We start from the raw sequence: 24597 nt of genomic DNA, 5'->3' as shown, positions 1-24597 counted from the left end.
AGTGAAAATGGGTGAAGCGCTCATCATTGCTTTAGCTATTTTTTGCGGTTGGCTAATACTCGATTTTGTAAAGGCGAAACGAATCACAATGGAAGCCGCCATCCAATCTGCAGTCGTCGGTTTACTCGGCGGGTTTGTCTGGTTTCTTATTGGTTTGTTTTTGCCTACTTGATAGTGTTTAAGACTGAACCATTTTAAGCGCAAGGCTGCGATTTTTTGTTATTTTTGTATTGCAAACAGCGGTGAGCTATGTTATATTATTGCAGTAACGTTATTGGACATACATAACCGTGTGGGGCCTTAGCTCAGCTGGGAGAGCGCAACGCTGGCAGCGTTGAGGTCAGGGGTTCGAGCCCCCTAGGCTCCATTAAAAATTAGGACGCACATGCTCTAAAAAGGAGCATGTGCGTTTTACTATTTTACAAAGGACACAGAGAAACGATGGTCAAAAATGAACAAGCCAATCCCGCAGAACATTCGCATGGTTTATGGGCGGGATCTTTTGCGGCGTATACAAGCGTGACGTGTTTTTGAACCGCCAGTTCACATATTCGAACCGCCCGTTCGTAGCGAATGGGGTGCTGCGCCAATTCTGACTCGTATTTCGCGGCGAATGTTGCAAATCGCTCCGGTCGACAAGAATTCGCCCCCCATCTTCAGGAGGAGAGGGCGCTTCAATTCGTTTGACATGTATGGTTATCCGGTTCTCTTCGTTCATCTGCTGTTTACTGGGGCGGTCGAGCACCGTAAAAGCTATCCTCCTTTTATTAATGATGCCTTGCATTGGGTGTTACTTTCTCGCCCTGAAAAGATAAGGAGAAACAAGCCAGTTGAGAACATGTCAACTGGCTTGTTTTGGATCATGTTTAGTTTACGTTGGCGATTGCTTCTGTAAGTGGCGGGACAACTTGTTTTTTGCGGGAAACAACGCCTTTAAGAACAGCTGTATGGTTTGTCAACGTTGTCTGGAAGGCTTGTTCAAATGCAGCGGTTTTGTCGCCGAGAACGAGGGCGACTGAATCATTTTCAAGGATGTCTGTAATAATAAAGACGAATAAGTCAAGCCCATTGTCATTGATTTTGGCTGTAATCACTTTTTCAAGTTCGCTTTGGCGAGCGAGTACGTCATTTATATCCACGGTATTCACTTGAGCAATTTCCACTGTGGCAGCGCCCATTGCAAATGCTTTTGCATCCATTGTCAACAGCTCACCAGCTGTTTTATCAGAAATGTCAGCGCCTGCTTTAAGCATGTTTAATCCGTATTCTTCGGCATTAACGCCAGCAATTTCCGCTAATTCTTTGGCTGCTTGCTTGTCCTCTTCTGTGCATGTTGGCGACTTGAATAAAAGGGAATCAGAGATAATCGCGGAAAGCATCAAGCCTGCAATTGGTTTAGGAATGTCCAGGCCGTGTTCTTTGTAGAGCTTTTTGATAATCGTCGCCGTGCAGCCGACAGGTTCGGCCCGATAATAAACAGGGTCAGCTGTTTCAAAGTTAGCAATGCGGTGATGGTCGATCACTTCTACAACTTGGACGTCGTCAATGTCGCTGACGCTTTGTTGGCGTTCATTGTGATCAACAAGAATGACTCGGTCTGTTTCGTTTGCTGCTTTTTCGATCAAGCGTGGCGTGCTTACACCGAATGCTTCAAGTGCATACAATGTCTCCCCATTCGGTTCACCTAGTCGTACGGCTTCTGTTTCAACACCAAGCTGTCCTTTTAAGTCGGCGTAAGCGATAGCTGAGCAAATTGTATCCGTGTCAGGATTTTTGTGGCCAAAAATAAGTGTTTTAGGCATCTAATAAAACTCCTTTTACATAGTATGTTCAACATTACTATAGTATCATCTTCGTCCGGAGACTTGAAGCGTTTGTCGGTCGATTCGGTGAATCCTCCTTTAAATCAGCGGTAAGCGATTTCACACTTTCCATTGGACCGGAAAAAGCGTATAATAGAATATGTGTGTGCGGACTGGACAGGCTGTAGCGTTTTTTCGGAAATTGGTCACAACTTCTTGACAGGACTTCGACAGTTTGTTTAAGTAGCTGCGCAATAAGCTGTCTATGCTAAAATAATACAATAGGAATAATAGTGGTTATATTACACAGTTTAATGAGACAGGAGGAAGAGGGGGTTTATGAGAACGGAAAAAATAGATAAGAGCATACACAATGCCTCTCTTGCTACGCCTAAACAAGCTTTTTCGCAAGTCCTCTCAGAAACATTAAAAACAGGGATCATTAAATCCAATCTGCTTGCGATGGCGGCGGGATTGAGCCTAGCTCTTTACGTTACGGGCATTCCGATTGGCGAAAAGCTTCCAGAAATTCTTTTTGCTATTTTTGGCTCAGCCTTTGTCATTGGGGCAGCAGGTGCCTTTAACAACATTTACGACCGTGACATTGACGCCATTATGGACCGGACGAAAAACCGGCCGACGGTAACTGGCAGGATGCAGCCTGCCAATGCGTTAGTGCTTGGCATATCTTTATCATTGCTTGGGTTGTTGCTTCTCGGGGTCGCTTCGCCACGTGCAGCATTGTTTGGTTTCCTCGGCCTCTTTTTATATGTGGTGCCTTACACAATGTGGTCGAAACGGCGTACGATTTATAATACCGAGATTGGCAGTGTTGGCGGTGCAGTCCCACCGCTTATCGGCTGGGCTGCGATTTCTGGAGACTTGGTTCACCCGGCAATTATTGGCTTGTTTGTTGTTACGGTCCTTTGGCAAATGCCTCATTTTTATGCGATTGCGATTCGTCGCTATGACGAATACAAGGCTGCTAAAGTGCCAATGCTGCCGGTTGTCAAAGGGTTCAAGCGGACGTTTATCCAAACGAATGTCTATTTGGTTGTCCTAGCGGCATCCAGCTTTTTCTTTGTTTCGTTAAGTTGGTTCATCACCATTGTAGCTCTTGTGTTGTCATTGATTTGGCTGACGTTGAGCATAGCTGGCTATAAACGAATGGAGCCTAAAAAATGGGCGACCCTTATGTTTGTTTTTTCACTTAACTATCTTACGATTCTTTTTACGGTGATCATCGGTTTTTCACTGCTTTCTCCCTTGTTTTAACAAAGTGGTGTCTTGCCTAGGCAAGGCGCCTTTTTTTAGGGTTTAGCTTTTGGTTAGAAAGGGGATGTTTCAATGGAGAACAATTGGCTGCTAATTGCCGTTCCAACGCTCATGGCAGTTGCTATGGGGAGCGCAGCGCTCGTGATCCGCATGAAAGCATCGAAACGCCCTACTTCGGCGAAGCGGATTATGGTGCCGCCGCTAGCGATGTCAACTGGCTTCTTGATGTTTTTATACGAGCCAACAAGGCCTTCAGCCTTCCATGTTGGCGAAGCGCTTATTGTCGGTGCGCTTTTTTCAATCGTCCTCATTTGGACATCGAAATTTGAAGTGCGGGATGGTGCTATTTACTTAAAACGTTCGAAAGCGTTTGCTTATCTTTTAATCGGTTTGCTTGTATTAAGAGTGGCGTTTCGAATTGTCATGGGGCAGGAGTTAAATCCCGAGGAACTGTCAGGTATGTTCTTTTTGCTTGCCTATGGAATGCTGTTGCCTTGGCGGGTAGCCATGCTCGTCCGTTATGTAAAACTCAAGCGCGATAGCGACAAGGTGGCAACGTATAAGCCGTGATCGTGTATGGTTAGCGTTTGAAAAACAGACACGCTATACTGAAATAGAAAGACAATCGTAAAGGAGGATATTCAATGAATTCTGGCGGATTTATTCAAGAGAACTTTTCCATTTTTCAAGCTTCCCACGAAGGTTCATGGGCCATTCTAGCGATATTGTTCTTAGTTGCTTATTTTCTTTTCCGTGGAGGTAAAAGCAAGGCTGGTACGATTATACATATGATTGCCCGGCTATTCTTTGTGATTATGCTCGTAACAGGCGCAAGCATGCTTATTGCCTACCAATTTGCTTATTTTTTCTTTATCAAAGGAATCCTGGCCGTATTGCTTATCGGTTTTATGGAAGCAGCGCTTGGGAAGGCGAAACGGAATGAAAACAGCCTAGGCATGCTGTTTGCTGTTCTTGTGGTGCTTGTTGTCATCGTGCTGATGGGGTATGGGATCATCCGTTTTTAAAACAAAGCATGCCACGGCATGCTTTGTTTTAGTTTGAGAATAGGTTGCTGTAATGGAGGAGTGTGCGGTAATGCATGCCTTCATGGAAGGCGACGATACTGAGAAGTTCGTCTACGGTTTGAAACGATTGGCCTCGCAAAGTAAAAGGCGCCGTTTTTTCGGTTCCTCCCGTCTCTGTGGCTAACTTCTGTGCTGCTTGTTGTTGTTTAGCTGCTGCTTCTTGAAGCGTTTCAATAGAGGGAACTTTGTCGGTCCATTGCAAAGGGCTCGAACCTTTGGCAAAAGGGTGGTAATACTCTTTTGGAATCGTTTTTTCAAAAGTTGGCGCATGCCCAAGAACATGGTCTGCGATGACCAAGATGTGCCCGTAATTCCAATGGACAGAGTTTTTGAAACCGGCGGGAATAATATCGTGTTTTTCTGCAGGGATGGTCTGCAGGGTCTGTTCATTTGCCATACGGGCATATGAAAAGGCGGCGTAGGTCATCGTATTTGCTCCCTTCGGTAGGATGGTTAAAGTATAACGAAAACAGCTGAAGATTGCATTGATTTTAAGTAGGAAAGGGGGAGTAATTATGGAAGCAGACGGTCTATGGCTCAGCTTGCTATTTGTGGCGAGCATGATTCCCTTCATCGAGTATACGCTTGCCGTACCAGTTGGTATTCTTTTCGTGAATCAACCCCCTGTGCTGACCGTATTGGTATCGATTCTTGGCAATAGCCTCGGAGTGGTGCTGCTTGTGTTGCTTAGCGAAAAAATTCGCGACTGGACACTGAAAAGACAGAACAGCCAGAAAAGCGGGCGACAGTCAAGCAAACAGCAGGAGAAGACAAAGCATTTTTTAGAAAAGTATGGGATGCCAGGCGTAGGGATTCTTGCACCGATTTTGCTAAGTAGTCATATTGGCGCCGTAACCGCCGTTGCACTTGGCGTTTCACGCAGTTATGCAATTTTGTGGACGCTTATCGGTGTTGTCCTTTGGGCCATCATTTTTGGCATTATTTGTGTGTATGCAAGCCATTGGCTTCTTCCATTTTTTGGCCAATAGAGATATGAAAAGCGCGGCAATCTAATCAGATGCCGCGTTTCTTGTTAACCTTGCATGTCTTGCGTATCAAGTTGTTCGTTCGGATCTGAAAATACTTCTTTGTCAAGGCTCCCTGTCACTTTTGAAGTAAAGATGCCGGACACCATGCTGCCTGAAACGTTTAAAGCAGTACGGCCCATGTCAATTAGTGGTTCAATCGAAATAAGGAGGCCGGCAAGGGCAATTGGAAAATCAAGTGCGGACAAGACGAGAATGGCAGCGAAAGTTGCCCCACCGCCAACGCCTGCTACGCCAAACGAACTAATGGCAATGACCACAATTAACAACAAAATAAACGTTGGTTCTAGAGGATTTTGGCCTACCGTTGGCGCAATCATAATGGCCAGCATGGCTGGATAAATCCCAGCACATCCATTTTGGCCAATTGATAAGCCAAATGAACCTGCAAAATTGGCAATGCCCTCTGGAACGCCTAATTTCTTTTGTGTTTGGATGTTCATTGGCAATGCCCCTGCACTCGTGCGTGACGTAAACGCAAAAGCGAGCACCGGAAATGCCTTTTTCACATACGTAATGGGGCTTAGGCCAGTCGCAGCTAGAATGATTAAATGAATAACAAACATGACAATCAGTGCGGCATAAGAAGCAAGCACAAACGTCCCAAGTGTCGAAATTGCCTGTAGGTCACTTGTTGCAACTGTTCTTGTCATAATCGCCAAAACACCATAAGGAGTCAACCGTAAAATTAATGTAACGACGCGCATAATGATCGCGTAAAGGGCATCGACAATGCCTTTAAACGTGTCGGCTGCTTCCGGCTGTTTGCGGCGTACACCTAAATAGGCTACGCCGAGAAAGGCAGAAAAGATCACAACACCAATTGCCGAAGTCGGTCGTTCGCCAGTTAGGTCAAGAAATGGATTAGCAGGGATTAGCTCGACAATTTGCTGCGGCAATGTCGCTGCTTCCATGCCAGCGTAACTTTCTTCAAGGGCATCGCCGCGGCTAAGTTCTGCTTCGCCTGCAGGAATGTCAATCGCTTCAAGTTGAAAGACGGATGAAGCAGTGATCCCAATAGTAGCGGCAATGGCTGTCGTAGCAATCAATGTGCCAAGAATCAAAGCGCTAATTTTCCCTAGATTCTTTGTTAACGTCATACGTGTAAATGCAGACAGAATCGAAATGAAAATTAACGGCATGACAATCATTTGCAAAAAGCGGACATAACCGGTCCCTAAAATATTGACCCAATCCATTGATTGTTGAATAACAGATGAATCAGGGGCGAAGAAAAACTGGAGCAACAGGCCATATACCACACCGGCTCCTAGCGCCAACAAAACGCGGATCGAGAAAGAGACGTGCTTTTTTTGCATGTAAAACAACAGTCCAGCTACAGCGAGGACGATCGCAATAATCAATAAAGTTAAGAACAAGTCCATATGCTCAAACTCCTTTGGTTAAAATATACAACGTTCTTTATAGTATTCTGTATAATCATATGAGTCAAGTGGGAATTATATGTGAAGTGAGTGTATCATAGATTTTGCCATCTGGAAAAGGAAAACGCTCGCGGATAAAAGAAGGCTTTTGCCTCTGATTGGCGTTTTTCTACTAAGAAAAATGGGAACGTTAAAAAGCAGTACATGGTTGTTGTATTTCATGTTAAATGGTGGTGCTTGAAATGAAAATGAATACAAATGCGCTTGTGATAAGCATCGTTTGCATAGCCTGTTTTTTAATCGTAGCTTTTAGTTTAAACACCGTTTTTTTAGAGAAAGTCGACCAGTTGGCGTTAACATGGGCTGAGTCGATTCGTGCTGAACCGGTTACGGCTCTTATGCATGGCTTTGCCTTTTTAGGGGCGACCAAAACGGTTTTTGTTTTGACAGGAGCAGTGTTGATCATTTTGCTTGTTGCCCGTGCCTCGAACAAAGAATTAGCATTTACTGCTGTTACGATGGCGGCGACAGGTCTTGTGAATATGCTCGTAAAAGAATGGGTAGAGCGAGAACGGCCAGCACAGTATATGCTAGTTGAATTGACCTCGTACAGTTTTCCAAGCGGCCATTCAATGGGAGCGATGTCGTTTTACACAGTGCTTACCTTTCTGATTTGGAAACGAATGAACAAACGAAGGCACCGTATAGCGTTTGTGGTGTTTGCAAGCTTCATGATACTCATTATGGGGTTTTCTAGACTATATCTGGGTGTTCATTATTTGAGCGATGTCATTGGCGGATATTTCCTAAGTGGCAGCCTTGTGTTTTTCTTGTTTTGGCTGTTCCAACCAAGAAAATTGAACGGATAAAAGGACAATTTCTAATTGAGAGCGAGATTCTTTCTCATTTAGACTTGATATTTTTTGTAAAAATGATAAGATAAGTACGTAATTGATAATGAGTATCATTAGCTGTAGGGCAAAGGAGGCAAGCAGCATGTTTTATTCATGTTAACATTATGAAAATAAAATATTTACTCCCTTTGCTTTTAATTTTATCGTTTGCATCTTTATTTATTGGCGTACAGGATATATCGCCACTTGACTTATTTCGTTTAGACGATGAAGATGTGCAAACACTTGTCATTAGCCGTATCCCCCGTCTATTGAGTGTATTGATTGTTGGTGTTAGTTTAAGCGTTTGCGGTTTAATTATGCAGCAGCTTACACAAAACAAATTTGTTTCGCCGACAACAGCTGGAACTATGGATTGGGCTCGGCTTGGCATTCTTGTCGCCGTGGTTGTTTTTACACAAGCGACCACGTTGCAAAGGATGTTTATTGCCTTTCTTTTTGCGTTGTTTGGAACGTTTCTTTTTATGAAAATACTGGAGCGCATCCGCTTTAAAAACGTTGTGTTTGTCCCGCTTGTCGGGCTTATGTTAGGCAGTGTGGTCAACTCAATCACGACTTTTCTAGCTTACCGGTATGATTTAGTGCAAAGCTTATCTTCTTGGATGCAAGGGAGCTTTTCACTCGTTCTTAAAGGGCGCTATGAAATTTTATACATAGGCATTCCCCTTGTTGTCATTGCCTTTTTATTCGCAAATCGCTTTACGGTAGCAGGAATGGGGAAGGATTTTTCGACAAACTTGGGCTTAAATTATAACCAAATTATGAATATCGGCCTTTTCATTGTCGCGATGATCACGGCTACGATTGTCGTCACAATTGGCTCAATTCCTTTTTTAGGGCTAGTCATTCCTAACATCGTTTCGATTATAAGAGGGGACAACTTAAAAAACAGTTTGCCTCATACAGCGCTATTAGGCGCCATTTTCTTGCTCGCTTGTGATATTTTAGGGCGTGTTCTCATTTATCCATATGAAATTCCGATTGGACTGGTCGTTGGGGTTGTCGGGAGCGCGATCTTTTTGTACTTGCTCTTAAGGAGACGATCTCATGCAGCCTAAATGGATCTATTTATTACTCGGCGCTATGTTAGCAGCATTGGTTGGTACTTTCTTGTTTATTGACATCGCCCCTGGAGCGTGGGACTATGCGTTGCCACGACGAGGAAGAAGCGTTGTGGCGATTGTTATTGTCGGCGGGGCAATTGCTAGCTCTACCTTGTTTTTCCAAACAATCACAAACAACCGAATCCTGACGCCAAGCATTATCGGCCTTGATTCTTTATACATGCTTATTCAAACGTTGCTTGTATTTTTGTTTGGGACGATCGGTCTTGTCTTGATAAACCAATATGTGAACTTTGGTCTATCCATTGTCTTTATGGTGTTGTTCGCTGTCTTGTTATATGCCTTGATGTTTAAAAAAGAAGGGCAAAATTTATACTTTTTGCTGCTTGTCGGCATTGTATTTGGCACATTGTTTTCAAGCCTTTCGACGTTTCTGCAAGTCATGATTGACCCGAATGAATTTTTGACGATCCAGAATCGGATGTTTGCTAGTTTTAGCAACATCAATGTTGATTTGCTTTGGATTTCTATCGTGATTCTAGCAGCAACTGTTCTTTACATTTGGCCGTATTTGAAATACTTGGATGCCATTTCTCTTGGACGCGACCAGGCGATTAACTTAGGCGTTCCTTACGATAGAGCGATTAAAAAGTTTTTAGTCGTCATTGCTTTGCTTGTTTCTGTTTCAACAGCTCTTGTCGGCCCGGTGTTGTTTTTAGGCCTACTTGTCGCGAACGTTGCAAGAGAGCTTATGCCAACCTATAAGCACACCCATTTAGTGATTACATCGGTTCTAGTTTCAAGCATTGCCTTGGTTGGCGGGACGTTGCTCGTTGAGCGCGTGTTCACTTACTCGGCTCCGCTGAGCGTCATCATTAACTTTGTTGGCGGAATCTATTTCATTTACTTGCTCTTAAGGGGGACGAAATCGACATGACCACCGCATTAATTGACCGAAATGCCATCCCATTGCAAAAGCTTGATACACAGCCTATAGGCATAGAAGTGAAAAATGTCAGCAAACAATACGACGGAAAAAGGGTCGTCAACGATGTATCGGTTAACGTTCGAAAAGGAACAATTACATCGTTTATTGGCCCTAATGGTGCCGGAAAAAGTACGTTGATCTCGATGATCAGCCGCTTGTCGAAAAAAGAGGAAGGCACTATTTTGATTGAAGGACGTTCGCTTGAATCGTATCACAGCAAGGAACTGGCAAAAAAAGTGTCGATTTTAAAACAGGCAAACAACATCAACATCCGTTTGACCATTCGCGAACTTGTCAGCTTTGGCCGCTTTCCGTATTCACAAAACCGGCTCACGAAAAAGGACTGGACGTATGTCGAAGAGGCGATCGATTATATGGCGCTTCGCGACATTCAAGACAAATACTTAGACCAGTTGAGCGGCGGGCAGCGGCAACGTGCTTATATTGCGATGGTGCTTGCTCAAAATACCGATTATATCATTTTAGATGAACCGTTAAACAACTTGGATATGAAGCACTCTGTCTCGATTATGAAAACGCTGCGCCGTCTTGTTGATGAGCTAGGCAAAACGATTATGATTGTCGTCCATGACATTAATTTTGCCTCTTGTTACTCCGACTACATTGTGGCGATGAAAGACGGGGCGATTGTGGAAGAAGGTCGCTGCCATGAAATGATCAACTCCGACACACTCCGCAATGTGTACGACATGGAAATCGCAGTTGAAGAAGTGAATTGCAACCGCATTTGCGTCTATTTTAACTAAATAGTAGATGTCGTTCATTTTGAAATGGAGGTGAAAAAGCAAAATCTTCAATATAGAGAAATATTGACGATCGCATTAGGGGGCCTATAGAGAGAGAATAAAGGAGGCAATTAGACATGAAAAAACCATTTATGTGGGCATTAACCGCTTTTGCAACAGTAAGTTTAGCCGCTTGCGGTACAAGTTCAGATAAAAATGAGCAAACAAGTACTGGCGAAGGAACAAGCACAGAAGCGACTGAAGAAACGATCGAAGTGGAATCAATGAACGGCGAGGTTGTCAAAGTGCCGGTTAATCCAGAAGTAGTCGTATCGTTTGACCATGGCATTACCGATTCGATTCGCGCCCTAGGCGGAGAAGTATCTGGAATCCCAAAAGCGAACAACATCCCTGACTACTTGTCTGAGTTTGAAAGCGACGACTATGAGGATGTCGGTTCGTTGTTTGAACCAAACTTCGAGTTGATTCACAGCATGGAGCCAGACGTTATTTTCATTTCTGGCCGTGCGTCTGACAACTATGAAGAATTAAGTGAAATTGCGCCAACGGTTTATATGGCCGTTGACAACGAAAACTTTATGGAATCGTTTGAAACCAATATGCGGACGTTGGGCGATATTTTTGAAGCGCAAGACGAAGTAGAAGAGCAGCTTGCAGGCATCCATGAAACAATCGACAACGTCAAAGAGCGGGCTGACAACACAGATAAAAATGCCTTGATTCTGTCTGCTGACGAAGGGTCTGCGAGCGCATTCGGCGCAGGTTCACGTTTTGGCATTATCCATGATGTACTAGGTATTAAAACAGCAGATGACATTGAAGCGGAAAACCATGGAGAAACGGTTTCGTTTGAATACATTGCCGATGTAGACCCTGATTATATATTTATGATTGACCGAGGCGCTTCTATTGGCAACGAAGCCACAGCATCACAAGTCATTGACAACGAGCTTGTCGCCCGAACCAAAGCAGCACAAAACGATGACATTTATGTATTAGACGGCGAAGTTTGGTACTTAAGCGGCAGCGGCCTTGAATCAGTTAAGCTGATTGTTGATGAAATTGACAGCATGTTTGAGACAGAATAGGACAACCTTTCTTAAGGGATCAAAACAAAGTCGATAACCTTACTCAAAAACTTGGTTCTAGTGATGGAACCAAGTTTTTTGATTGGATGCTCTATGGTATACTAAAACTTTCCTAGCGTCTCAGGAACTGATACTAGTAGAAATTTAATTTGCTTTTTAAAAGGAACGGTTGATGTGGAAAGTACTTCATTCCCCTTATGGTTGCTCGCTTTAGCCGTATTGTTGGCGGCTGTTTGGGCGCTCCGTATCGCTCTTAGAAGAAAGAAGCGGACAGACATAAGCAAAATCACAATAAAAGATATTGACCGCATGGAAGGCGGCGAGTTTGAAGACTATCTGGCAGTCGTGTTTGCAGCGCTTGGCTATGAAACGTACCAAACAGCGAAAGCGCGCGACTTCGGTGCTGATTTAGTTGTTGTCGATGAAGAAGGGCATAAATGGGTCATACAAGCGAAACGGTATAGCGCCAATCTTGGTTTAGCTTGTGTGCAAGAAGTGTATGGAGCGCAAGTTTTTTATAACGCTGACAAGTCATTGGTCATCACGTCTGCCGAAAAAGTGACAGAAGCATGCTGGAGGCTGGCAGCAGCGACAAACACCTATTTCTTACTACGTGAAGACCTCAAAGAACTGGCTAGTTTGATACGTAAAGGCAAACTTGAAGAAGCAAGTTGGGTCGTAAAAACGCCGCAAGTGCCTGAACCGGTCAAGGGAAAGCCAGCATTAATTGAAGTCGAACAGAGCCGAAAGCGCATTTCAGCCGGCGATTATTTCTACAAATAATTAAAAAACAGCGAAGGCAGCTTCGCTGTTTTTTTAGGTTAGAAATAAGTGCTTAGCTCATGAACAATTCGTTTGATACATGATTGGTCAGCAAGTAAATCGTATTCGCGAATATCAAGGCGCAAAACCGGACAGGCGGAAAAGGAAGAAATCCATGTTTCATAACGGTTGTACATTTCTTCCCAATAAGAAAGGGGCGTTTGTTTTTCCATTTCGCGCCCTCGTGCTTGAATACGGTCTAAAATCGAGTCAAAATCGCCATGCAAGTAGATTAATACATCCGGGCGGGGAAAGTAAGGCGTCATCACCATTGCTTCAAATAAGCTTGTATAAGTTTGGTAATCGGTTTGCGTCATCGTGCCTTTATCGGCATGCATTTTCGCGAATATGCCTGTGTCTTCATAGATCGAACGATCTTGAATATAGCCACCACCTTCTTCTACCATTCGCTTCTGCTCTTTAAAGCGCTCCGCTAAAAAGTAAATTTGCAAGTGAAAGCTCCACCGTTCGAAATCGCGATAAAATTTGTCTAAGTATGGGTTGTTGTCTACTTTTTCAAAGGATGTTTTAAAATTTAGCTCGTCGGCAAGTGCGTGCGTCAAAGTCGTTTTTCCAACTCCGACTGTGCCAGCTACAGTTATGATCGCATTATTAGGAATATGTAACATTGGTAAGCTCCTTACTGGTTAACAGATGTCAAGCATGCATCAATTTTGGCAAATACAAAGTCCAAATCATGCGGATTGGCGACAAAGTCAAGGTCGTCCGTGTCAATCGTTAAAACTGTTGTGTTTTCCTCTTTAGCGAGTTCTGCCATTGTCGCCTCATAATCGTCTGAAAGCTTTCGCAAATAATTGGGGTCCATTTCTTTTTCAAAAGGACGCCCCCTTTTGGTAATACGGTTGGTCAATGTGGACAAGCCTGCTTTTAAGTAAATGACGACTGTTGGCTTTGGCAATGGTTCATTTAAAATTTGAAAAATACGTCGGTATTGGCTCCATTTAAAAGCAGACAGCGTTTGGCGGGCAAAAATTAAGTTTTTGCAAATATGGTAATCCGACACGACGAGTTTGTGGTTAAGAACAGGGCCGATATCTTCTAGTTGTTTGACGCGGTTGCACAGAAAGAACATTTCGGTTTGAAAACTCCATTCCTCCATATTGTCATAAAATTTTTCAAGAAAAGGGTTTTCTTCAACGATTTCAAGCAAGCACTCTCGCCCATAGTGGGTAGCAATCGCTTTGGCCAATGTTGTCTTTCCGACGCCAATCACTCCTTCTACACATATAAATGGGGTCGTCAATCCGTTTCCTCCTCGTTTTGCATGTTTACATGTGCTAGTGTACCACGTTTTGTGGTCAAGCAGTGTGAAAGTCCAACGTCAAAAAATGTGGTACACTTATGAAAGTAAATGAGGGAAATGAGAAGAGGAGGGAGACTGCTGTTAAGCAGTATGCGATGAACGAATTTGATAAAGTAATCGAACGCAGAGGAACCAATTCAATGAAATGGGATGGAACAAAAGCACGGTTTGGCGAAGATGATTTGTTGCCAATGTGGGTAGCAGATATGGATTTTAAAGCGCCGACCGCTGTTATTGATGCTTTAAAGGCTAAAGTGGAACATGGCGTTTATGGCTATGCGGCCCCTTCCATTGAGGCAGACGAAGCGATTGTGAATTGGGTCGACTCCCAGTATGGTTGGAAAATAGAAGCCGACTCCATCGTCCATGTAACAGGCGTTGTGCCGGCATTAAGCAATTTAATTAAAACCTTTACAAATGAAGGCGACGGAATCATTATTCAACCACCTGTATATTACCCGTTTTATGATGTGATTGAAAAAAACAAACGGCAACTTGTGAAAAATCCGCTTCTATTTGACGGAAACCACTATAAAATGGATTTAGCTGGGTTAGAGCAGGTGATCACAGACAAAACAAAAATGCTTCTGTTGTGCCACCCGCATAATCCAGGCGGACGCGTGTGGAGCAAAGAAGAGTTGCAAGCGCTGGCCGAGATATGTGAGCGTCACAACCTTTATGTCATTTCTGATGAAATCCATGCCGATTTGCTTTTTGAAGGCTATACACACACACCGTTTGCAACTGTGACAGAAACAATTGCAAACCGTACGTTTACAGCGCTTGCGCCAACGAAAACATTTAATCTCGCTGGCGTTCAAGGAGCTTACGTAATTATTGAAGATCCGAAGCTTCGCCTGGAATTCCGTAGAGAGCTGGCTGCGACATTTATGAATGGAAGCAATATGTTCTCTGACATTGCTACTAAAGCGGCATACGAGCACGGAAAGCCTTGGTTAAAGGAATTAATGGCATACATCCAAGCTAATTATCAGTATGCTGCCGACTATTTGGCCACTTATATGCCAAAAATCAAGCCGATCCAACCACAAGGAACGTACTTATTATGGCTAAATTGCCAAGAGCTTGGCCTTCACCCTGATGAACGGAAAAAATGGTTGCTGCAAGAAGCGAAAGTTGCACTTAACCATGGTGCCATTTTCGGGGAAGAGGGCCGTGATTTCGAGCGTTTGAATTTGGCAACTCCTCGAGAAACGCTTACGGAAGGGTTGGAGCGCATCCGCCGCGCTTATGAAAATAGAGGTTTTTGATGCAGGAAAGTTGTATTTTAAAGGCGAATAGAATATATAGGTGTCTTGTCATCCTAATACGTCCGATTAAAGGAGTCGTTGCCTATATGAGCAGGCCTTTAAAATCATTGTCGGAAACTTTGGAGCAGGAATTTACACGCTCATTGAACCGCGAATTAACCAAACCGGAAAAAGAACTGTTGAAATGGATTGAACAGCGGCAGCTGTATCTCACTTACGGGCAAATGAAGACATCATAACTGACACCAGGGCTAGGCAAGACGTGGGGAGGAAAGTACTTGAAGACATTTAAACTGTATGCATTGCAAGTGATTGACGGGCAAGGGGGGAAAATGGAACAACACCCCATTCCTTTTAAAGACGGGCTCATTATCAATATGGAAAATGAAGACAAGACATGGTTTCTTGACGCCGTTGTTTCCAATGAGGATGCCCATTTTTTTGAAAGAGAACAGGAAGCAGAGCGCCATATACTCGTTAGTGTCGTCATTACGAGCAAAAACAACCACCCCGCGGTCATGATTACTTCCATTGAAGCCATTACAGAATTGGATCAAGGAAAAAGTGTCGTATTAAAAGGGAAAATTGTTTCAGGCCGCGATGACGTGCTGGAGGATGTGTTTGAAGACATTCTTGCTGAAGGAATTGAACGGGCTGATGTGGTGGATGAGTTTAAACGGCGAGTCGAAAAGTTAGAGGCATATTCAGATAAAACGATTCAAGAAGTGTACCAAGACTTGAAAAAAGATAAAAATTACCATTTGCTTTAACAGAGGCAAAGGCAACGGGAGGCGCGTTCTTCCGTTGTTTTTTTCGTGGGTGGGCGTGTTGTATAGCTTTATTGCTTTTGCTCCATAATAACAGGAAAATGAGTGGAAAAGGAGCGCCGTGATTGTGGGAAAAACAAAGAAAACATGGGGGTTGCTATCCCTTGCCTCCGTGCCGCTAGTCATGACGCTTGGAAACTCCATGTTGATTCCAGTGCTGCCGACTATTGGAAAACAATTGCAAATTAGTTCTTTTATGGTTAGTCTTCTTATTACTGTTTATTCTGTTGTGGCAATCGTATTTATTCCCATTGCGGGCTATATTTCTGACCATGTAGGGCGAAAGCCAGTCATTGTCCCAAGTTTAATTATTGCCGGGATTGGCGGATTGATGGCCGGGTTAGCCGCATGGAAAATGGACAATGCATATTGGGTTATTTTAATTGGCCGGCTGTTGCAAGGAATCGGCGCGGCGGGGGCATCGCCAATCGTGATGCCATTTGTCGGTGATTTATTTAAAAACAACCAAGATGTCAGTGAAGGATTAGGCATAATTGAAACTGCTAATACATTTGGCAAAGTGCTGAGCCCAATTTTTGGGGCCGTACTTGCTTCTATTATTTGGTATTTGCCGTTTTTTTCATTTCCTATTTTTTGTTTTGTTTCGATTTTTCTTGTCTTGTTTTTAGTAGAAAGCCCGCCTTTAGCAAAAAAGCCAACAAACTTAACGCGTTTTTTAAAGTCGATGAAAAAGATCTTTAAACGGGAAGGGCGCTGGCTTTATGTGGTGTTTTTTGTTGGTGGGATGTGCATGTATATTTTATTCGGCGTCCTTTTTTATTTGTCATCGTTTTTAGAAGAGGCGCACCATATTGATGGAATTAGGAAAGGCGTTATTCTAGCATTTCCGTTAATGGCATTGTGCTTGACGTCGTATGGGACAGGGCGAATCATTGGCCAAGACCAAATCAAAATGAAATGGATGACAGTAGCAGGGTTGTGCCTGCTTGCTGTTTCGACATTTGTCGTTTCGTTTAATAAGGAATTGTATGTAATGCTGACAGCACTTTTTGCAGCAGGGGTAGGCATTGGTGCGGCGCTACCGAGTCTGGATGCGTTTGTGACAGAAGGGATTCCCATGGAACAGCGAGGGTCGGTTACATCATTCTATAACAGCATGCGCTTTGTTGGTGTGGCAATTGGCCCGCCATTGTTTGCTCTTTTTATGAAAGGGAACCATTTCTGGACATTTGCAGGGAATGCCCTTCTTGTCGTTTTATCGGTTTTGCTTGTATTTTGGGGCGTACGGCCACATAAAAAAGTGTCGCAGACTTGGCAATAATAGACGCATTAACCGCAATTGGCTATACTTTTAACAAAAGAGGAAATCGAAAAAGGCGGTTGTGTATGGAACAATTTATCGATCCCCAAGGGCAAAAGGTGAAACTCGTTCTCGGGAAGGAAGAGCGATTTACAGAGGAGGCGGGGCACGTGCTTGTACTTCCCCGTTTTCAACAACAATGGGTGCTTACTGAACACCGAGACCGTGGCTATGAATTCCCAGGCGGAAAAGTGGAGAATGGCGAGACGACGAAAGACGCGGCGATCCGTGAAGTTTGGGAAGAGACAGGGGCGCATATTGGCACCATCGTTTATATTGGCCAATATCAGGTAGAGGGGCAGTCTGGAACGTCTTTTTGCAAAGATATTTTTGCAGGCATTGTGACTGACATGGAAGAAAAAGATTGCTATAAGGAAACAAAGGGGCCTCTTTTGCTAAAGGAGCTTCCGGCTGCCTTGAAAGAGGACCCTCGTTTTAGCTTTATTATGAAAGACGAAGTTGTTCCCAAAGCGACTGCCTATGCAATCGGACAAGGGATTCTTTCGTAGCGTGAGAAAGAGTACAAGGGCATGCTTAACGGTGATGCTCGGTTATCCGTTTTTCTAAGCGCTCGACTGCCATGTACATAAGTGTGGCCAAAATCGCGATGACGAGCAAGCTCATGAACACTAAGTTAAAGTTAAATACTTGGAATCCATAGATGATTAAGTAGCCTAACCCTTGCTTGCTAACAAGGAATTCACCGACAATAACGCCGACCCACGATAACCCTACATTCATTTTTAGCGTGGAAACAATTACCGGTATCGTTGCTGGATACACGACGTGGCGGAATTGTTGCCATTTGGATGCAGAAAATGTTTGCAGCACTTTCAAATAGTTGCCATCTACTTCTTTAAATGCTGTGTAAACAACCATTGTTGTAATGATGACGGAAACGAGCATGCCCATAGCAATGACAGAAGTCATGTTTGGCCCAAGCCCAACGATCAAAATCGGACCGATCGCTACTTTCGGCATTGAGTTTAATATGACTAAAAATGGATCAAGGATTTCGGCCAACCTTTTTGACCACCAAAGCAAAGCTGCCAATAACGTCCCAGCCACGGTGCCTAAGAGAAAGCCAAGGACCGTTTCAAACATGGTTACCCCGGTATGGAGCCAAAGCGTTCCAGCGACGATATGCTCATAAAGCAAACTAACGATGCGTGATGGCATGCTAAATAGCAGCGGGTCGATTAACGCTAAACGTGAGGCTGTTTCCCAACCAATGACAAGAGCAAATACAATCGCCAGCTGTGTGAGGCGAATGAACCGTTTTTCCTTTTGACGGGTAGTCATGTAGCGTTGGTGCAGATCATGTGGTGTCAAGTCGTTCCAACTCCTTCCAAATGAGCTGAAATTGGTTGTTAAATTCTGGATGGTTTCGGGCCTCAAAAGGAGAAAGTTGTCTTAGTGCTTGTGGAACCGAAAAAATTTGTGCGACACGCCCGGGCTTTTGGGTGAACAAAACGATCCGGTCGCTCATTGCAATCGCTTCGCCAATATCATGCGTTACAAGAATGGCTGTTTTCTGTTCCGACTTCAATGTCTTAAAAACAAGCTCCTCCAGCTTGAGTTTTGTTTGTTGGTCCAATGCGGAAAAAGGTTCATCAAGCAATAGTAGCGACGGGTCAGTAGCCAACATGCGGACAAGGGCGACACGTTGGCGCATTCCTCCTGAAAGCGCTTGTGGACGCTCATGCCGTTTATCGCTAAGGCCAAAGCGGTTCAGCCAACGTAGCGCTTTTTTTGCCGACAACTCTGTATAGCTGCCTCGTATCCGTTGGCCAATCGTAATGTTGTCTTCAATCGTCAGCCAAGGAAACAGATAATCGTGTTGCAGCATATAGCCAATTTGGCCATTATTGGCGGTATCAAGAGACAGCGATCCTTCGGTCTGTTCCAGCAATCCTGCAATGATCGAAAGGATCGTTGTTTTGCCGCAACCACTTGGGCCAATAAAAGAGACAAATTCCCCTTCTTTTACTTCAAGGGAAACATCTTTTAATGCTTGAAAAGCACCTGATTCGTTGACGTAAGTGAAAGAAAGTCGGTCAATGCGTAAGGATGCCATGATCGTGCCTCCTTATTCCATTCCTTGTTTGCTAATTTCATCGTTGACAAGTTCACTAAAGGGAATCGGTTCCGGTAACTCTCCTGCTTCTTCCATGATTTCAAGCAACTGTGCCCATGCTTCTTCTGTTAAAACAGGATCTTCTGCATAAGAGCCTTGCTCTTTATAGCGTTCGACTGAACTTGCTAAAATGGCAATAGGGGTGTCTTCAAAAAAGGGCTCAATCGCTTTAGCCGTTTCTTCAGGAGACTGTGATTGGATTTGTTTTTGTCCTTCATAAAGGGCTGCGCTAAATCGGACGAACAAGTCGGCATTTTGATCCAGTACACTTTGTTTAGCCATAAAAGAAGTGTAGGGGACTTGTTTAGCTTCAGTGCCAAAAGAGGCAACAACTGTACCGATTCCTTCTTCTTCAAAAAGCGAGGCTTGTGGCTCAAACAATTGGACATAATCGCCTGTGCCAGAAGCGAAAGAACTGGAGATATTGGCGAACTCGATATTCTGCAAAAGCGTTAAGTCTGCGTGAGGGTCGATATCATGCTGTTTGAGCACATATTCACCAACCATTTGCGGCATGCCGCCTTTGCGTTGGCCTAAGAACGTACTTCCCTTCAAATCTTCCCACTGAAAATCGCCTGTATCTTCTCTGGCAACAAGGAATGTTCCATCTGTTTGCGTCAATGCTGCAAAGTTAATCGCCGGATCAGCAGCTTCCTGGGAAGCGACATAAATGGATGTTTCTGAACCCACTAGAGCGATATCGGCCCCGTCAGATAAAAGGGAAGTCATCGTTTTATCGCCTCCCCAAGTCGTTGTCAGTTCGATGTCAATCCCGTTATCGGCAAAATAGCCTTCGGCGATTGCGAGATAAAAAGGGGCGTAGAAGACAGACCGAGTCACTTCGGCAACACGCACCGTTTCTTTGTCCGTATTTTGACCACATGCCGCCAAAAGAAGGCAGGCAATCGCTGTGCCAATAGCAATATTTCGTTTTTTCACGAGTCTTTCACTCCTTTCAATTGCCTTTGCCTTTGCTTACACTATGCACGCACAAAAAAAAGGGTGTTTGCCCATTTCAATAAAAGGAGTTTTTTTATGCTCATCACAAAAGAACGTGTTCCGTCACCCCATCCGAATATTTATTTATACGAGACAGCTTACAAAAGTGGCGCGTTAACGGTATACGGTTTATTAGCAGAACCGAAGGGTCGAGACAAACAACCAGGGTTGTTGTATTTGCGCGGAGGCATTAAATCAGTCGGCATGGTCAGGACACAGCGTGTCATCCAGTGGGCTCACGAGGGATTTGTTGTGTTTGCTCCTTATTACAGGGGCAATCGCGGTGGCGAAGGCAGAGAGGACTTTTGTGGAGATGACCGTGTTGACGCATACAGCGGTTTTGATCTGCTAAGCAGCCATCCTCTTGTTGAAAAAGAGGCGGGCGTCCATGTAGTTGGATTTTCAAGAGGAGGCATCATGGCGCTTTGGACAGGGCTTATGCGGCCTGAAGCGACTAGTGTTGTCTGTTGGAGTGGCGTAACCGATATGGTGCTAACCTATAAGGAGCGCGTTGATTTGCGAAGAATGATGAAACGCGTAATTGGGGGAACGCCGTGGAAACGACCAGAACTATATGAAAAACGAACACCACTTCGCCATTTAAGCGATTTTCGTCCCCCGCTTCTTTTCATACATGGCGAAAAAGATGAGCATGTATCGATTGTACATGCTCAAAAAGGGCTTCGCGCAGCCAAGGGTAGCCAAAACGCCGAATCATGGTTTTTCGCTGATTTTTCCCATCACTTCCCAGCCGACGAGCAAGAAAAAGTATTGAGAAAGGCAGCGTCATGGATGAAGGCAAAACATCACTCAGGCTGAGGCAAGCGTGTTAGCCCGGTACGAACACGGAAACGACGACAATGGGAGTGTTTGTCTCGGTCATATGCTTTAAAACTGTCGTTTTATCCGCAAGAAAACCGTTGCTCATGAACCCCTGTTCTTTCGCCTCTTCCCTCGACTGCACTCCTCGTCTGACAAGCATTTTCTATCAGTATGATGCGGTTTATCGACTTTGTCGACAACATCAAGCAGGCAGCTAAAAAGCTGCCTGCTTGTTAAAGGTTATGCAAGGCGTGGTCCAGCAAGACGGACGCTGTCTTTTGCTGCCGGAAAGGCAGAAAAATTTTCGTGGAATTGCTTAGCAAGCTGTAAGGCGGTTGCCTCGTAAGCTGCTTCGTCCTTCCAAACACGTCGAGGGGTCAACAGCTCATCAGGGACTCCTGGGCAGTGTGTTGGGACATAAAGGCCAAAAATGGGATCGCACACTGTTTCAATCTCATCCAATTTTCCTTGTAAAGCCGCTTCTACCATGGCACGTGTATAAGCAAGCTTAATGCGTGTGCCAGTTCCATAGCTACCCCCTGTCCAGCCTGTGTTTACAAGAAACACTTGGACGTCGTCATTTTCCAATTTGTCCCCAAGCATAGTAGCGTACTCTTCTGGTTTGCGTGGCAAAAACGGAGCGCCAAAGCAAGTAGAAAATGTCGCCTCAGGTTGCGTGATGCCTCGTTCCGTTCCTGCTAGTTTGCTTGTGTAACCAGATAGAAAATGGTACATTGCTTGTTCTTTTGTCAACTTGCTAATGGGCGGCAATACGCCAAATGCATCAGCAGTCAAGAATATTATCGCTTTTGGAGGCCCGGCAACACTAGGCAGCAAAGCATTTGGAATCGCTTCAAGCGGGTAGGCAGCCCGCGTATTTTCCGTCAACTCACCGCTTTTAAAGTCAGGTTTGCCCGTGTTTGGATCGACGACGACATTTTCAAGGACTGCCCCGAAAGCAATAGCGTCCCAAATTTGTGGTTCGCTTTCTTTTGAAAGGCCGATGCATTTGGCGTAGCAGCCTCCTTCAATGTTAAAGATGCCTTTTTCTGACCAGCCGTGCTCGTCATCGCCGATTAGGCGCCTATGTTCGGAAGCCGACAGTGTCGTTTTGCCGGTACCTGAGAGGCCAAAAAAGAGTGCCGTTTCTCCTTCATCGGTTGTGTTGGCTGAGCAGTGCATTGGCAGCACGCCTGCTTCAGGGAGCAAGTAATTCATCACGGAAAAGATCGCTTTTTTCATTTCACCGGCATATTCCGTACCGCCAATTAAAATAATGCGTTGCTCAAATGAGATGATGACAAACGCTTCTGAGCGAGTGCCGTCGACGGATGGATCGGCTTTAAACGTCGGTGCGCTAATGATCGTAAATGGTTCCAAACCATTGTTTGAAGGAGCTTGCTCACGAATAAATAGCTGTCTAGCAAACAAGTGATGCCAAGCAAACTCATTTAAATACGTAATCGGCAGTTGGAAAGAAGGATCAGCGCCAGCGAAGCCAACGGATGCGTAACGGACCTCTTTTTGTTGCAAATAATGTAGCACTTTGTCTTTTAGCCGGGTGAACACTTCCGATGAAATGGGCTTATTCGTTGCGCCCCAATGGATGGAATCTCTAGACATTGGTTCATCGACAATAAACTTGTCTTGAGGCGAGCGGCCTGTGTAAAGGCCTGTTTTGACAGCAAGTGCGCCAGAATCGGTCAATATGCCTTCATTTCGTTGGAGTGCATGCTCGACGAGTGTCGAAGCGGGCAATTGGTGCAACGTTTTAGGGCTTGAAAGCAATTGTTCTAGTAAAGCTGAACGGTGAAGCATTTTCATGTTTAATGGCTCCTTTTTGCAATTTTAAGTGGCTTTAGTATAACACATTTTATTTAATAGTCCATACTAAAGTGAATAAATAGGTCATTCTTTTTTAGATTAGGCGGCAAAGCAGGTAGGCTGGTGAAAAGCTTTTAGAAATGCCTTTTCTTCTCTGGTGGAATATGTTAAACTTAGTCGCGAAACGAACGAAGCGCCAGCATCCTATAACAAAGGAAACGTTGGGTGTTATCGAGATGCAGTTAACATAACGCTTTTATCCAGAGATGGCGGAGGGACAGGCCCGAAGAAGCCCAGCAACCAACACGTAACGTGTAAAGGTGCTAACCTGCAGAATGCTCGGCGTTCTGGAAGATAAGAGGCGAAAGGTAAATGGACAGCCCTTTTCCTCATGGAAAAGGGCTTTTGTTGTGCCCAAGGCTTTTGCGCCAACTACACGCCTTTGTAAGACAGAAACAAACGAGGCGAATAACCCTCTGTATTGTTCGTTCTATTTGGGCTAAGCAACAGGCCGTATTAAAAGGAGGAGCTGCACAATGTCTGTAAAAAGAGGTAGACATTTATTTACATCTGAATCTGTTACGGAAGGGCATCCCGATAAAATCTGTGATCAAATTTCCGACGCTATATTAGATGAAATCTTAAAGAAAGACCCGAATGCACGAGTCGCTTGCGAAACATCGGTCACCACTGGTTTGGTGCTCGTGGCAGGCGAAATTACGACAAATACGTATGTGGATATACCGAGTGTCGTCCGTCAAACGATCAAGGGAATTGGCTATACACGGGCCAAGTATGGGTTTGATGCGGAAACATGCGCTGTATTGACATCAATTGATGAACAATCTGCGGATATTGCACAAGGGGTGGACAAAGCGCTAGAAGCTCGTGAAGGTCAAATGACCGATGCAGAAATCGAAGCAATTGGCGCTGGTGACCAAGGGTTGATGTTTGGATTTGCAACCAATGAAACGGAAGAACTGATGCCTCTTCCTATCTCTCTTAGCCATAAACTTTCCCGTCGCCTAACGGAAGTCCGCAAAAATGGGACACTTGGATATTTGCGTCCTGATGGGAAAACGCAAGTGACAATTGAATACGATGAAAACGATACGCCTGTTCGTGTCGATACGATTGTTCTTTCAACACAGCATGCTCCTGAAGTGACACTTGAGCAAATTCAAGCAGACTTAAAAGAGCATGTGATTGAAGCCGTCGTGCCAAGCGCGTTAATCGATGAAGAAACAAAATACTTTATTAACCCAACTGGCCGTTTTGTCATTGGCGGGCCTCAGGGAGATGCGGGCTTAACAGGGCGCAAAATTATTGTTGATACGTATGGCGGGTATGCTCGCCATGGCGGCGGTGCTTTTTCTGGCAAGGATGCAACGAAAGTAGACCGTTCTGGCGCTTATGCCGCACGTTATGTAGCCAAAAATATTGTTGCAGCAGGCCTTGCTGATAAATGCGAAGTACAGCTCGCTTATGCAATTGGCGTTGCCCAGCCTGTTTCGATCGCTGTTAATACGTTTGGGACTGGCAAAGCAGCGGAAGATGTCCTCGTCGAGTTGGTTCGCAAGCATTTTGATCTCCGTCCAGCTGGCATTATTCGCATGCTCGATTTGCGCCGCCCGATTTATAAGCAAACCGCTGCTTACGGCCATTTCGGTCGCACCGATGTCCCACTCCCATGGGAAGCCACAGACAAGGCAGCAGCTTTAAAAGAAGATGTTTTAAAATTAGAAGCAAACTAAGAAAGCGGATTAAGCAATAAACAATAAAATGTAAAAGCCTGTCGGTTCATTTTGCCGACAGGCTTTTTGTGTATCATTTTTG

At 44.5% G+C, this 24597-nt stretch carries 28 protein-coding genes, 1 tRNA gene and 1 riboswitch; of the genes, 19 read left to right on the top strand and 10 right to left on the bottom strand.

Going from position 1 to position 24597, the window contains the following annotated elements:
- Nucleotides 1-7 precede the first annotated feature (7 nt).
- Both BUC05_RS21490 and BUC05_RS10785 read left to right on the top strand, forming a co-directional pair.
- Complete coding sequence (locus BUC05_RS21490; RefSeq protein WP_167369567.1) at nucleotides 8-172, top strand: hypothetical protein; 165 nt, start codon at nucleotides 8-10, stop codon at nucleotides 170-172.
- A gap of 122 nt (nucleotides 173-294) precedes the next feature.
- Nucleotides 295-367: transfer RNA gene (locus tag BUC05_RS10785), tRNA-Ala, on the top strand.
- 52 nt (nucleotides 368-419) lie between these two features.
- Here the strand turns inward: BUC05_RS10785 and BUC05_RS21725 are convergent.
- Nucleotides 420-590 (bottom strand): hypothetical protein, encoded by a 171-nt coding sequence (locus BUC05_RS21725; protein ID WP_244153295.1) that lies wholly within the window; start codon nucleotides 588-590, stop codon nucleotides 420-422.
- A gap of 276 nt (nucleotides 591-866) precedes the next feature.
- Nucleotides 867-1802, bottom strand: coding sequence for a manganese-dependent inorganic pyrophosphatase (locus BUC05_RS10775; RefSeq protein ID WP_035202678.1), 936 nt, complete (start codon nucleotides 1800-1802; stop codon nucleotides 867-869).
- A gap of 339 nt (nucleotides 1803-2141) precedes the next feature.
- Here BUC05_RS10775 and cyoE point away from each other — a divergent pair, with 339 nt between their 5' ends.
- From cyoE to BUC05_RS10760, 3 genes are all read left to right on the top strand, one after another.
- Nucleotides 2142-3077, top strand: a complete 936-nt coding sequence (cyoE, locus tag BUC05_RS10770) for a heme o synthase (protein ID WP_011247744.1) — start codon at nucleotides 2142-2144, stop codon at nucleotides 3075-3077.
- A 72-nt stretch (nucleotides 3078-3149) separates the two neighbouring features.
- Nucleotides 3150-3647 carry a CcdC family protein gene (locus BUC05_RS10765; protein ID WP_035202680.1) on the top strand — a complete coding sequence of 166 codons (498 nt, stop codon included), beginning with the start codon at nucleotides 3150-3152 and terminating at the stop codon, nucleotides 3645-3647.
- A 74-nt stretch (nucleotides 3648-3721) separates the two neighbouring features.
- Nucleotides 3722-4102 (top strand): YisL family protein, encoded by a 381-nt coding sequence (locus BUC05_RS10760; RefSeq protein ID WP_011247742.1) that lies wholly within the window; start codon nucleotides 3722-3724, stop codon nucleotides 4100-4102.
- Nucleotides 4103-4130: 28 nt separating this feature from the next.
- Here BUC05_RS10760 and BUC05_RS10755 read toward each other — a convergent pair whose 3' ends face one another.
- Complete coding sequence (locus BUC05_RS10755; protein ID WP_011247741.1) at nucleotides 4131-4589, bottom strand: DinB family protein; 459 nt, start codon at nucleotides 4587-4589, stop codon at nucleotides 4131-4133.
- Nucleotides 4590-4677: 88 nt separating this feature from the next.
- Between BUC05_RS10755 and BUC05_RS10750 the strand changes: the two genes are divergently transcribed.
- Entirely contained in the window at nucleotides 4678-5151 is a 474-nt protein-coding gene (locus BUC05_RS10750) for a small multi-drug export protein (protein WP_011247740.1), read from the top strand.
- A 44-nt stretch (nucleotides 5152-5195) separates the two neighbouring features.
- Here BUC05_RS10750 and BUC05_RS10745 read toward each other — a convergent pair whose 3' ends face one another.
- Nucleotides 5196-6593 (bottom strand): L-cystine transporter, encoded by a 1398-nt coding sequence (locus BUC05_RS10745; protein ID WP_035202683.1) that lies wholly within the window; start codon nucleotides 6591-6593, stop codon nucleotides 5196-5198.
- Nucleotides 6594-6835: 242 nt separating this feature from the next.
- Here BUC05_RS10745 and BUC05_RS10740 point away from each other — a divergent pair, with 242 nt between their 5' ends.
- The 6 genes from BUC05_RS10740 to BUC05_RS10715 all read left to right on the top strand — a co-directional run bounded on the left by BUC05_RS10740 (nucleotide 6836) and on the right by BUC05_RS10715 (nucleotide 12197).
- Entirely contained in the window at nucleotides 6836-7462 is a 627-nt protein-coding gene (locus tag BUC05_RS10740; protein WP_035202684.1) for a phosphatase PAP2 family protein, read from the top strand.
- 149 nt (nucleotides 7463-7611) lie between these two features.
- The gene (locus BUC05_RS10735; RefSeq protein WP_011247737.1) at nucleotides 7612-8565 is read left to right on the top strand and encodes an ABC transporter permease; all 954 of its coding nucleotides are present in this window, start codon (nucleotides 7612-7614) and stop codon (nucleotides 8563-8565) included.
- Nucleotides 8555-9508: an iron chelate uptake ABC transporter family permease subunit gene (locus tag BUC05_RS10730; protein WP_051881152.1), complete on the top strand. Its 954-nt coding sequence runs from the start codon at nucleotides 8555-8557 to the stop codon at nucleotides 9506-9508. Before BUC05_RS10735 ends, BUC05_RS10730 begins: the two co-directional genes overlap by 11 nt.
- The gene (locus BUC05_RS10725) at nucleotides 9505-10326 is read left to right on the top strand and encodes an iron ABC transporter ATP-binding protein (protein ID WP_208610215.1); all 822 of its coding nucleotides are present in this window, start codon (nucleotides 9505-9507) and stop codon (nucleotides 10324-10326) included. Before BUC05_RS10730 ends, BUC05_RS10725 begins: the two co-directional genes overlap by 4 nt.
- Before the next feature lie 116 nt (nucleotides 10327-10442).
- Nucleotides 10443-11414, top strand: coding sequence for a siderophore ABC transporter substrate-binding protein (locus BUC05_RS10720; protein WP_011247734.1), 972 nt, complete (start codon nucleotides 10443-10445; stop codon nucleotides 11412-11414).
- Between the two features lie 174 nt (nucleotides 11415-11588).
- Nucleotides 11589-12197 carry a restriction endonuclease gene (locus BUC05_RS10715; RefSeq protein WP_011247733.1) on the top strand — a complete coding sequence of 203 codons (609 nt, stop codon included), beginning with the start codon at nucleotides 11589-11591 and terminating at the stop codon, nucleotides 12195-12197.
- Nucleotides 12198-12235: 38 nt separating this feature from the next.
- On the opposite strand, the gene BUC05_RS10710 is transcribed toward BUC05_RS10715, so the two are convergent.
- Entirely contained in the window at nucleotides 12236-12865 is a 630-nt protein-coding gene (locus BUC05_RS10710) for a deoxynucleoside kinase (RefSeq protein WP_011247732.1), read from the bottom strand.
- Between the two features lie 11 nt (nucleotides 12866-12876).
- Nucleotides 12877-13500 carry a deoxynucleoside kinase gene (locus tag BUC05_RS10705; RefSeq protein WP_011247731.1) on the bottom strand — a complete coding sequence of 208 codons (624 nt, stop codon included), beginning with the start codon at nucleotides 13498-13500 and terminating at the stop codon, nucleotides 12877-12879.
- 98 nt (nucleotides 13501-13598) lie between these two features.
- Here BUC05_RS10705 and BUC05_RS10700 point away from each other — a divergent pair, with 98 nt between their 5' ends.
- The 5 genes from BUC05_RS10700 to ytkD all read left to right on the top strand — a co-directional run bounded on the left by BUC05_RS10700 (nucleotide 13599) and on the right by ytkD (nucleotide 17488).
- Nucleotides 13599-14831 (top strand): MalY/PatB family protein, encoded by a 1233-nt coding sequence (locus BUC05_RS10700; protein WP_244153294.1) that lies wholly within the window; start codon nucleotides 13599-13601, stop codon nucleotides 14829-14831.
- 86 nt (nucleotides 14832-14917) lie between these two features.
- Nucleotides 14918-15070 (top strand): hypothetical protein, encoded by a 153-nt coding sequence (locus tag BUC05_RS21485; RefSeq protein WP_156323123.1) that lies wholly within the window; start codon nucleotides 14918-14920, stop codon nucleotides 15068-15070.
- A 39-nt stretch (nucleotides 15071-15109) separates the two neighbouring features.
- Nucleotides 15110-15601 (top strand): YwpF-like family protein, encoded by a 492-nt coding sequence (locus tag BUC05_RS10695; protein WP_011247728.1) that lies wholly within the window; start codon nucleotides 15110-15112, stop codon nucleotides 15599-15601.
- A gap of 124 nt (nucleotides 15602-15725) precedes the next feature.
- Nucleotides 15726-16940: an MFS transporter gene (locus tag BUC05_RS10690; RefSeq protein ID WP_306204237.1), complete on the top strand. Its 1215-nt coding sequence runs from the start codon at nucleotides 15726-15728 to the stop codon at nucleotides 16938-16940.
- Nucleotides 16941-17005: 65 nt separating this feature from the next.
- Complete coding sequence (gene ytkD / locus BUC05_RS10685; RefSeq protein WP_011247726.1) at nucleotides 17006-17488, top strand: RNA deprotection pyrophosphohydrolase; 483 nt, start codon at nucleotides 17006-17008, stop codon at nucleotides 17486-17488.
- 25 nt (nucleotides 17489-17513) lie between these two features.
- On the opposite strand, the gene BUC05_RS10680 is transcribed toward ytkD, so the two are convergent.
- The 3 genes from BUC05_RS10680 to BUC05_RS10670 are packed head-to-tail and all read right to left on the bottom strand — an operon-like array spanning nucleotide 17514 to nucleotide 20055.
- The gene (locus BUC05_RS10680; protein ID WP_050749056.1) at nucleotides 17514-18281 is read right to left on the bottom strand and encodes an ABC transporter permease; all 768 of its coding nucleotides are present in this window, start codon (nucleotides 18279-18281) and stop codon (nucleotides 17514-17516) included.
- Between the two features lie 16 nt (nucleotides 18282-18297).
- Complete coding sequence (locus tag BUC05_RS10675; protein WP_011247724.1) at nucleotides 18298-19056, bottom strand: ABC transporter ATP-binding protein; 759 nt, start codon at nucleotides 19054-19056, stop codon at nucleotides 18298-18300.
- 12 nt (nucleotides 19057-19068) lie between these two features.
- Nucleotides 19069-20055, bottom strand: coding sequence for an ABC transporter substrate-binding protein (locus BUC05_RS10670; protein ID WP_011247723.1), 987 nt, complete (start codon nucleotides 20053-20055; stop codon nucleotides 19069-19071).
- 96 nt (nucleotides 20056-20151) lie between these two features.
- Here BUC05_RS10670 and BUC05_RS10665 point away from each other — a divergent pair, with 96 nt between their 5' ends.
- Nucleotides 20152-20934: an alpha/beta hydrolase family protein gene (locus BUC05_RS10665; protein WP_011247722.1), complete on the top strand. Its 783-nt coding sequence runs from the start codon at nucleotides 20152-20154 to the stop codon at nucleotides 20932-20934.
- Nucleotides 20935-21177: 243 nt separating this feature from the next.
- On the opposite strand, the gene pckA is transcribed toward BUC05_RS10665, so the two are convergent.
- On the bottom strand, nucleotides 21178-22761 hold the full coding sequence (gene pckA, locus BUC05_RS10660; protein WP_011247721.1) for a phosphoenolpyruvate carboxykinase (ATP): 1584 nt from the start codon (nucleotides 22759-22761) through the stop codon (nucleotides 21178-21180).
- Between the two features lie 253 nt (nucleotides 22762-23014).
- Nucleotides 23015-23122: riboswitch (SAM riboswitch) on the top strand.
- 175 nt (nucleotides 23123-23297) lie between these two features.
- On the opposite strand from pckA, the gene metK reads away from it, so the two are divergent.
- Nucleotides 23298-24515 carry a methionine adenosyltransferase gene (gene metK / locus BUC05_RS10655; RefSeq protein WP_011247720.1) on the top strand — a complete coding sequence of 406 codons (1218 nt, stop codon included), beginning with the start codon at nucleotides 23298-23300 and terminating at the stop codon, nucleotides 24513-24515.
- The last annotated feature ends 82 nt before the right edge of the window (nucleotides 24516-24597 follow it).

This window comes from Shouchella rhizosphaerae, assembly GCF_900142675.1.
Taxonomy (GTDB): domain Bacteria; phylum Bacillota; class Bacilli; order Bacillales; family Bacillaceae_D; genus Shouchella; species Shouchella rhizosphaerae.
This window is presented reverse-complemented; position numbering and strand designations above follow the sequence as displayed.

What these genes read in the sequence shown, in the direction of transcription:
- ytkD (WP_011247726.1), top strand. Translation starts at nt 17,006, where the DNA reads ATGGAACAATTTATCGATCCCCAAGGGCAAAAGGTGAAACTCGTTCTC.
- BUC05_RS21490 (WP_167369567.1), top strand. Translation starts at nt 8, where the DNA reads ATGGGTGAAGCGCTCATCATTGCTTTAGCTATTTTTTGCGGTTGGCTA.
- BUC05_RS10745 (WP_035202683.1), bottom strand. Translation starts at nt 6,593, where the DNA reads ATGGACTTGTTCTTAACTTTATTGATTATTGCGATCGTCCTCGCTGTA.
- BUC05_RS10775 (WP_035202678.1), bottom strand. Translation starts at nt 1,802, where the DNA reads ATGCCTAAAACACTTATTTTTGGCCACAAAAATCCTGACACGGATACA.
- pckA (WP_011247721.1), bottom strand. Translation starts at nt 22,761, where the DNA reads ATGAAAATGCTTCACCGTTCAGCTTTACTAGAACAATTGCTTTCAAGC.
- metK (WP_011247720.1), top strand. Translation starts at nt 23,298, where the DNA reads ATGTCTGTAAAAAGAGGTAGACATTTATTTACATCTGAATCTGTTACG.
- BUC05_RS10725 (WP_208610215.1), top strand. Translation starts at nt 9,505, where the DNA reads ATGACCACCGCATTAATTGACCGAAATGCCATCCCATTGCAAAAGCTT.
- BUC05_RS10750 (WP_011247740.1), top strand. Translation starts at nt 4,678, where the DNA reads ATGGAAGCAGACGGTCTATGGCTCAGCTTGCTATTTGTGGCGAGCATG.
- cyoE (WP_011247744.1), top strand. Translation starts at nt 2,142, where the DNA reads ATGAGAACGGAAAAAATAGATAAGAGCATACACAATGCCTCTCTTGCT.
- BUC05_RS10700 (WP_244153294.1), top strand. Translation starts at nt 13,599, where the DNA reads ATGAAAGTAAATGAGGGAAATGAGAAGAGGAGGGAGACTGCTGTTAAG.
- BUC05_RS10740 (WP_035202684.1), top strand. Translation starts at nt 6,836, where the DNA reads ATGAAAATGAATACAAATGCGCTTGTGATAAGCATCGTTTGCATAGCC.
- BUC05_RS10720 (WP_011247734.1), top strand. Translation starts at nt 10,443, where the DNA reads ATGAAAAAACCATTTATGTGGGCATTAACCGCTTTTGCAACAGTAAGT.
- BUC05_RS10665 (WP_011247722.1), top strand. Translation starts at nt 20,152, where the DNA reads ATGCTCATCACAAAAGAACGTGTTCCGTCACCCCATCCGAATATTTAT.
- BUC05_RS10675 (WP_011247724.1), bottom strand. Translation starts at nt 19,056, where the DNA reads ATGGCATCCTTACGCATTGACCGACTTTCTTTCACTTACGTCAACGAA.
- BUC05_RS10735 (WP_011247737.1), top strand. Translation starts at nt 7,612, where the DNA reads ATGAAAATAAAATATTTACTCCCTTTGCTTTTAATTTTATCGTTTGCA.
- BUC05_RS10710 (WP_011247732.1), bottom strand. Translation starts at nt 12,865, where the DNA reads ATGTTACATATTCCTAATAATGCGATCATAACTGTAGCTGGCACAGTC.
- BUC05_RS10680 (WP_050749056.1), bottom strand. Translation starts at nt 18,281, where the DNA reads ATGACTACCCGTCAAAAGGAAAAACGGTTCATTCGCCTCACACAGCTG.
- BUC05_RS10765 (WP_035202680.1), top strand. Translation starts at nt 3,150, where the DNA reads ATGGAGAACAATTGGCTGCTAATTGCCGTTCCAACGCTCATGGCAGTT.
- BUC05_RS21485 (WP_156323123.1), top strand. Translation starts at nt 14,918, where the DNA reads ATGAGCAGGCCTTTAAAATCATTGTCGGAAACTTTGGAGCAGGAATTT.
- BUC05_RS10760 (WP_011247742.1), top strand. Translation starts at nt 3,722, where the DNA reads ATGAATTCTGGCGGATTTATTCAAGAGAACTTTTCCATTTTTCAAGCT.
- BUC05_RS10755 (WP_011247741.1), bottom strand. Translation starts at nt 4,589, where the DNA reads ATGACCTACGCCGCCTTTTCATATGCCCGTATGGCAAATGAACAGACC.
- BUC05_RS10730 (WP_051881152.1), top strand. Translation starts at nt 8,555, where the DNA reads ATGCAGCCTAAATGGATCTATTTATTACTCGGCGCTATGTTAGCAGCA.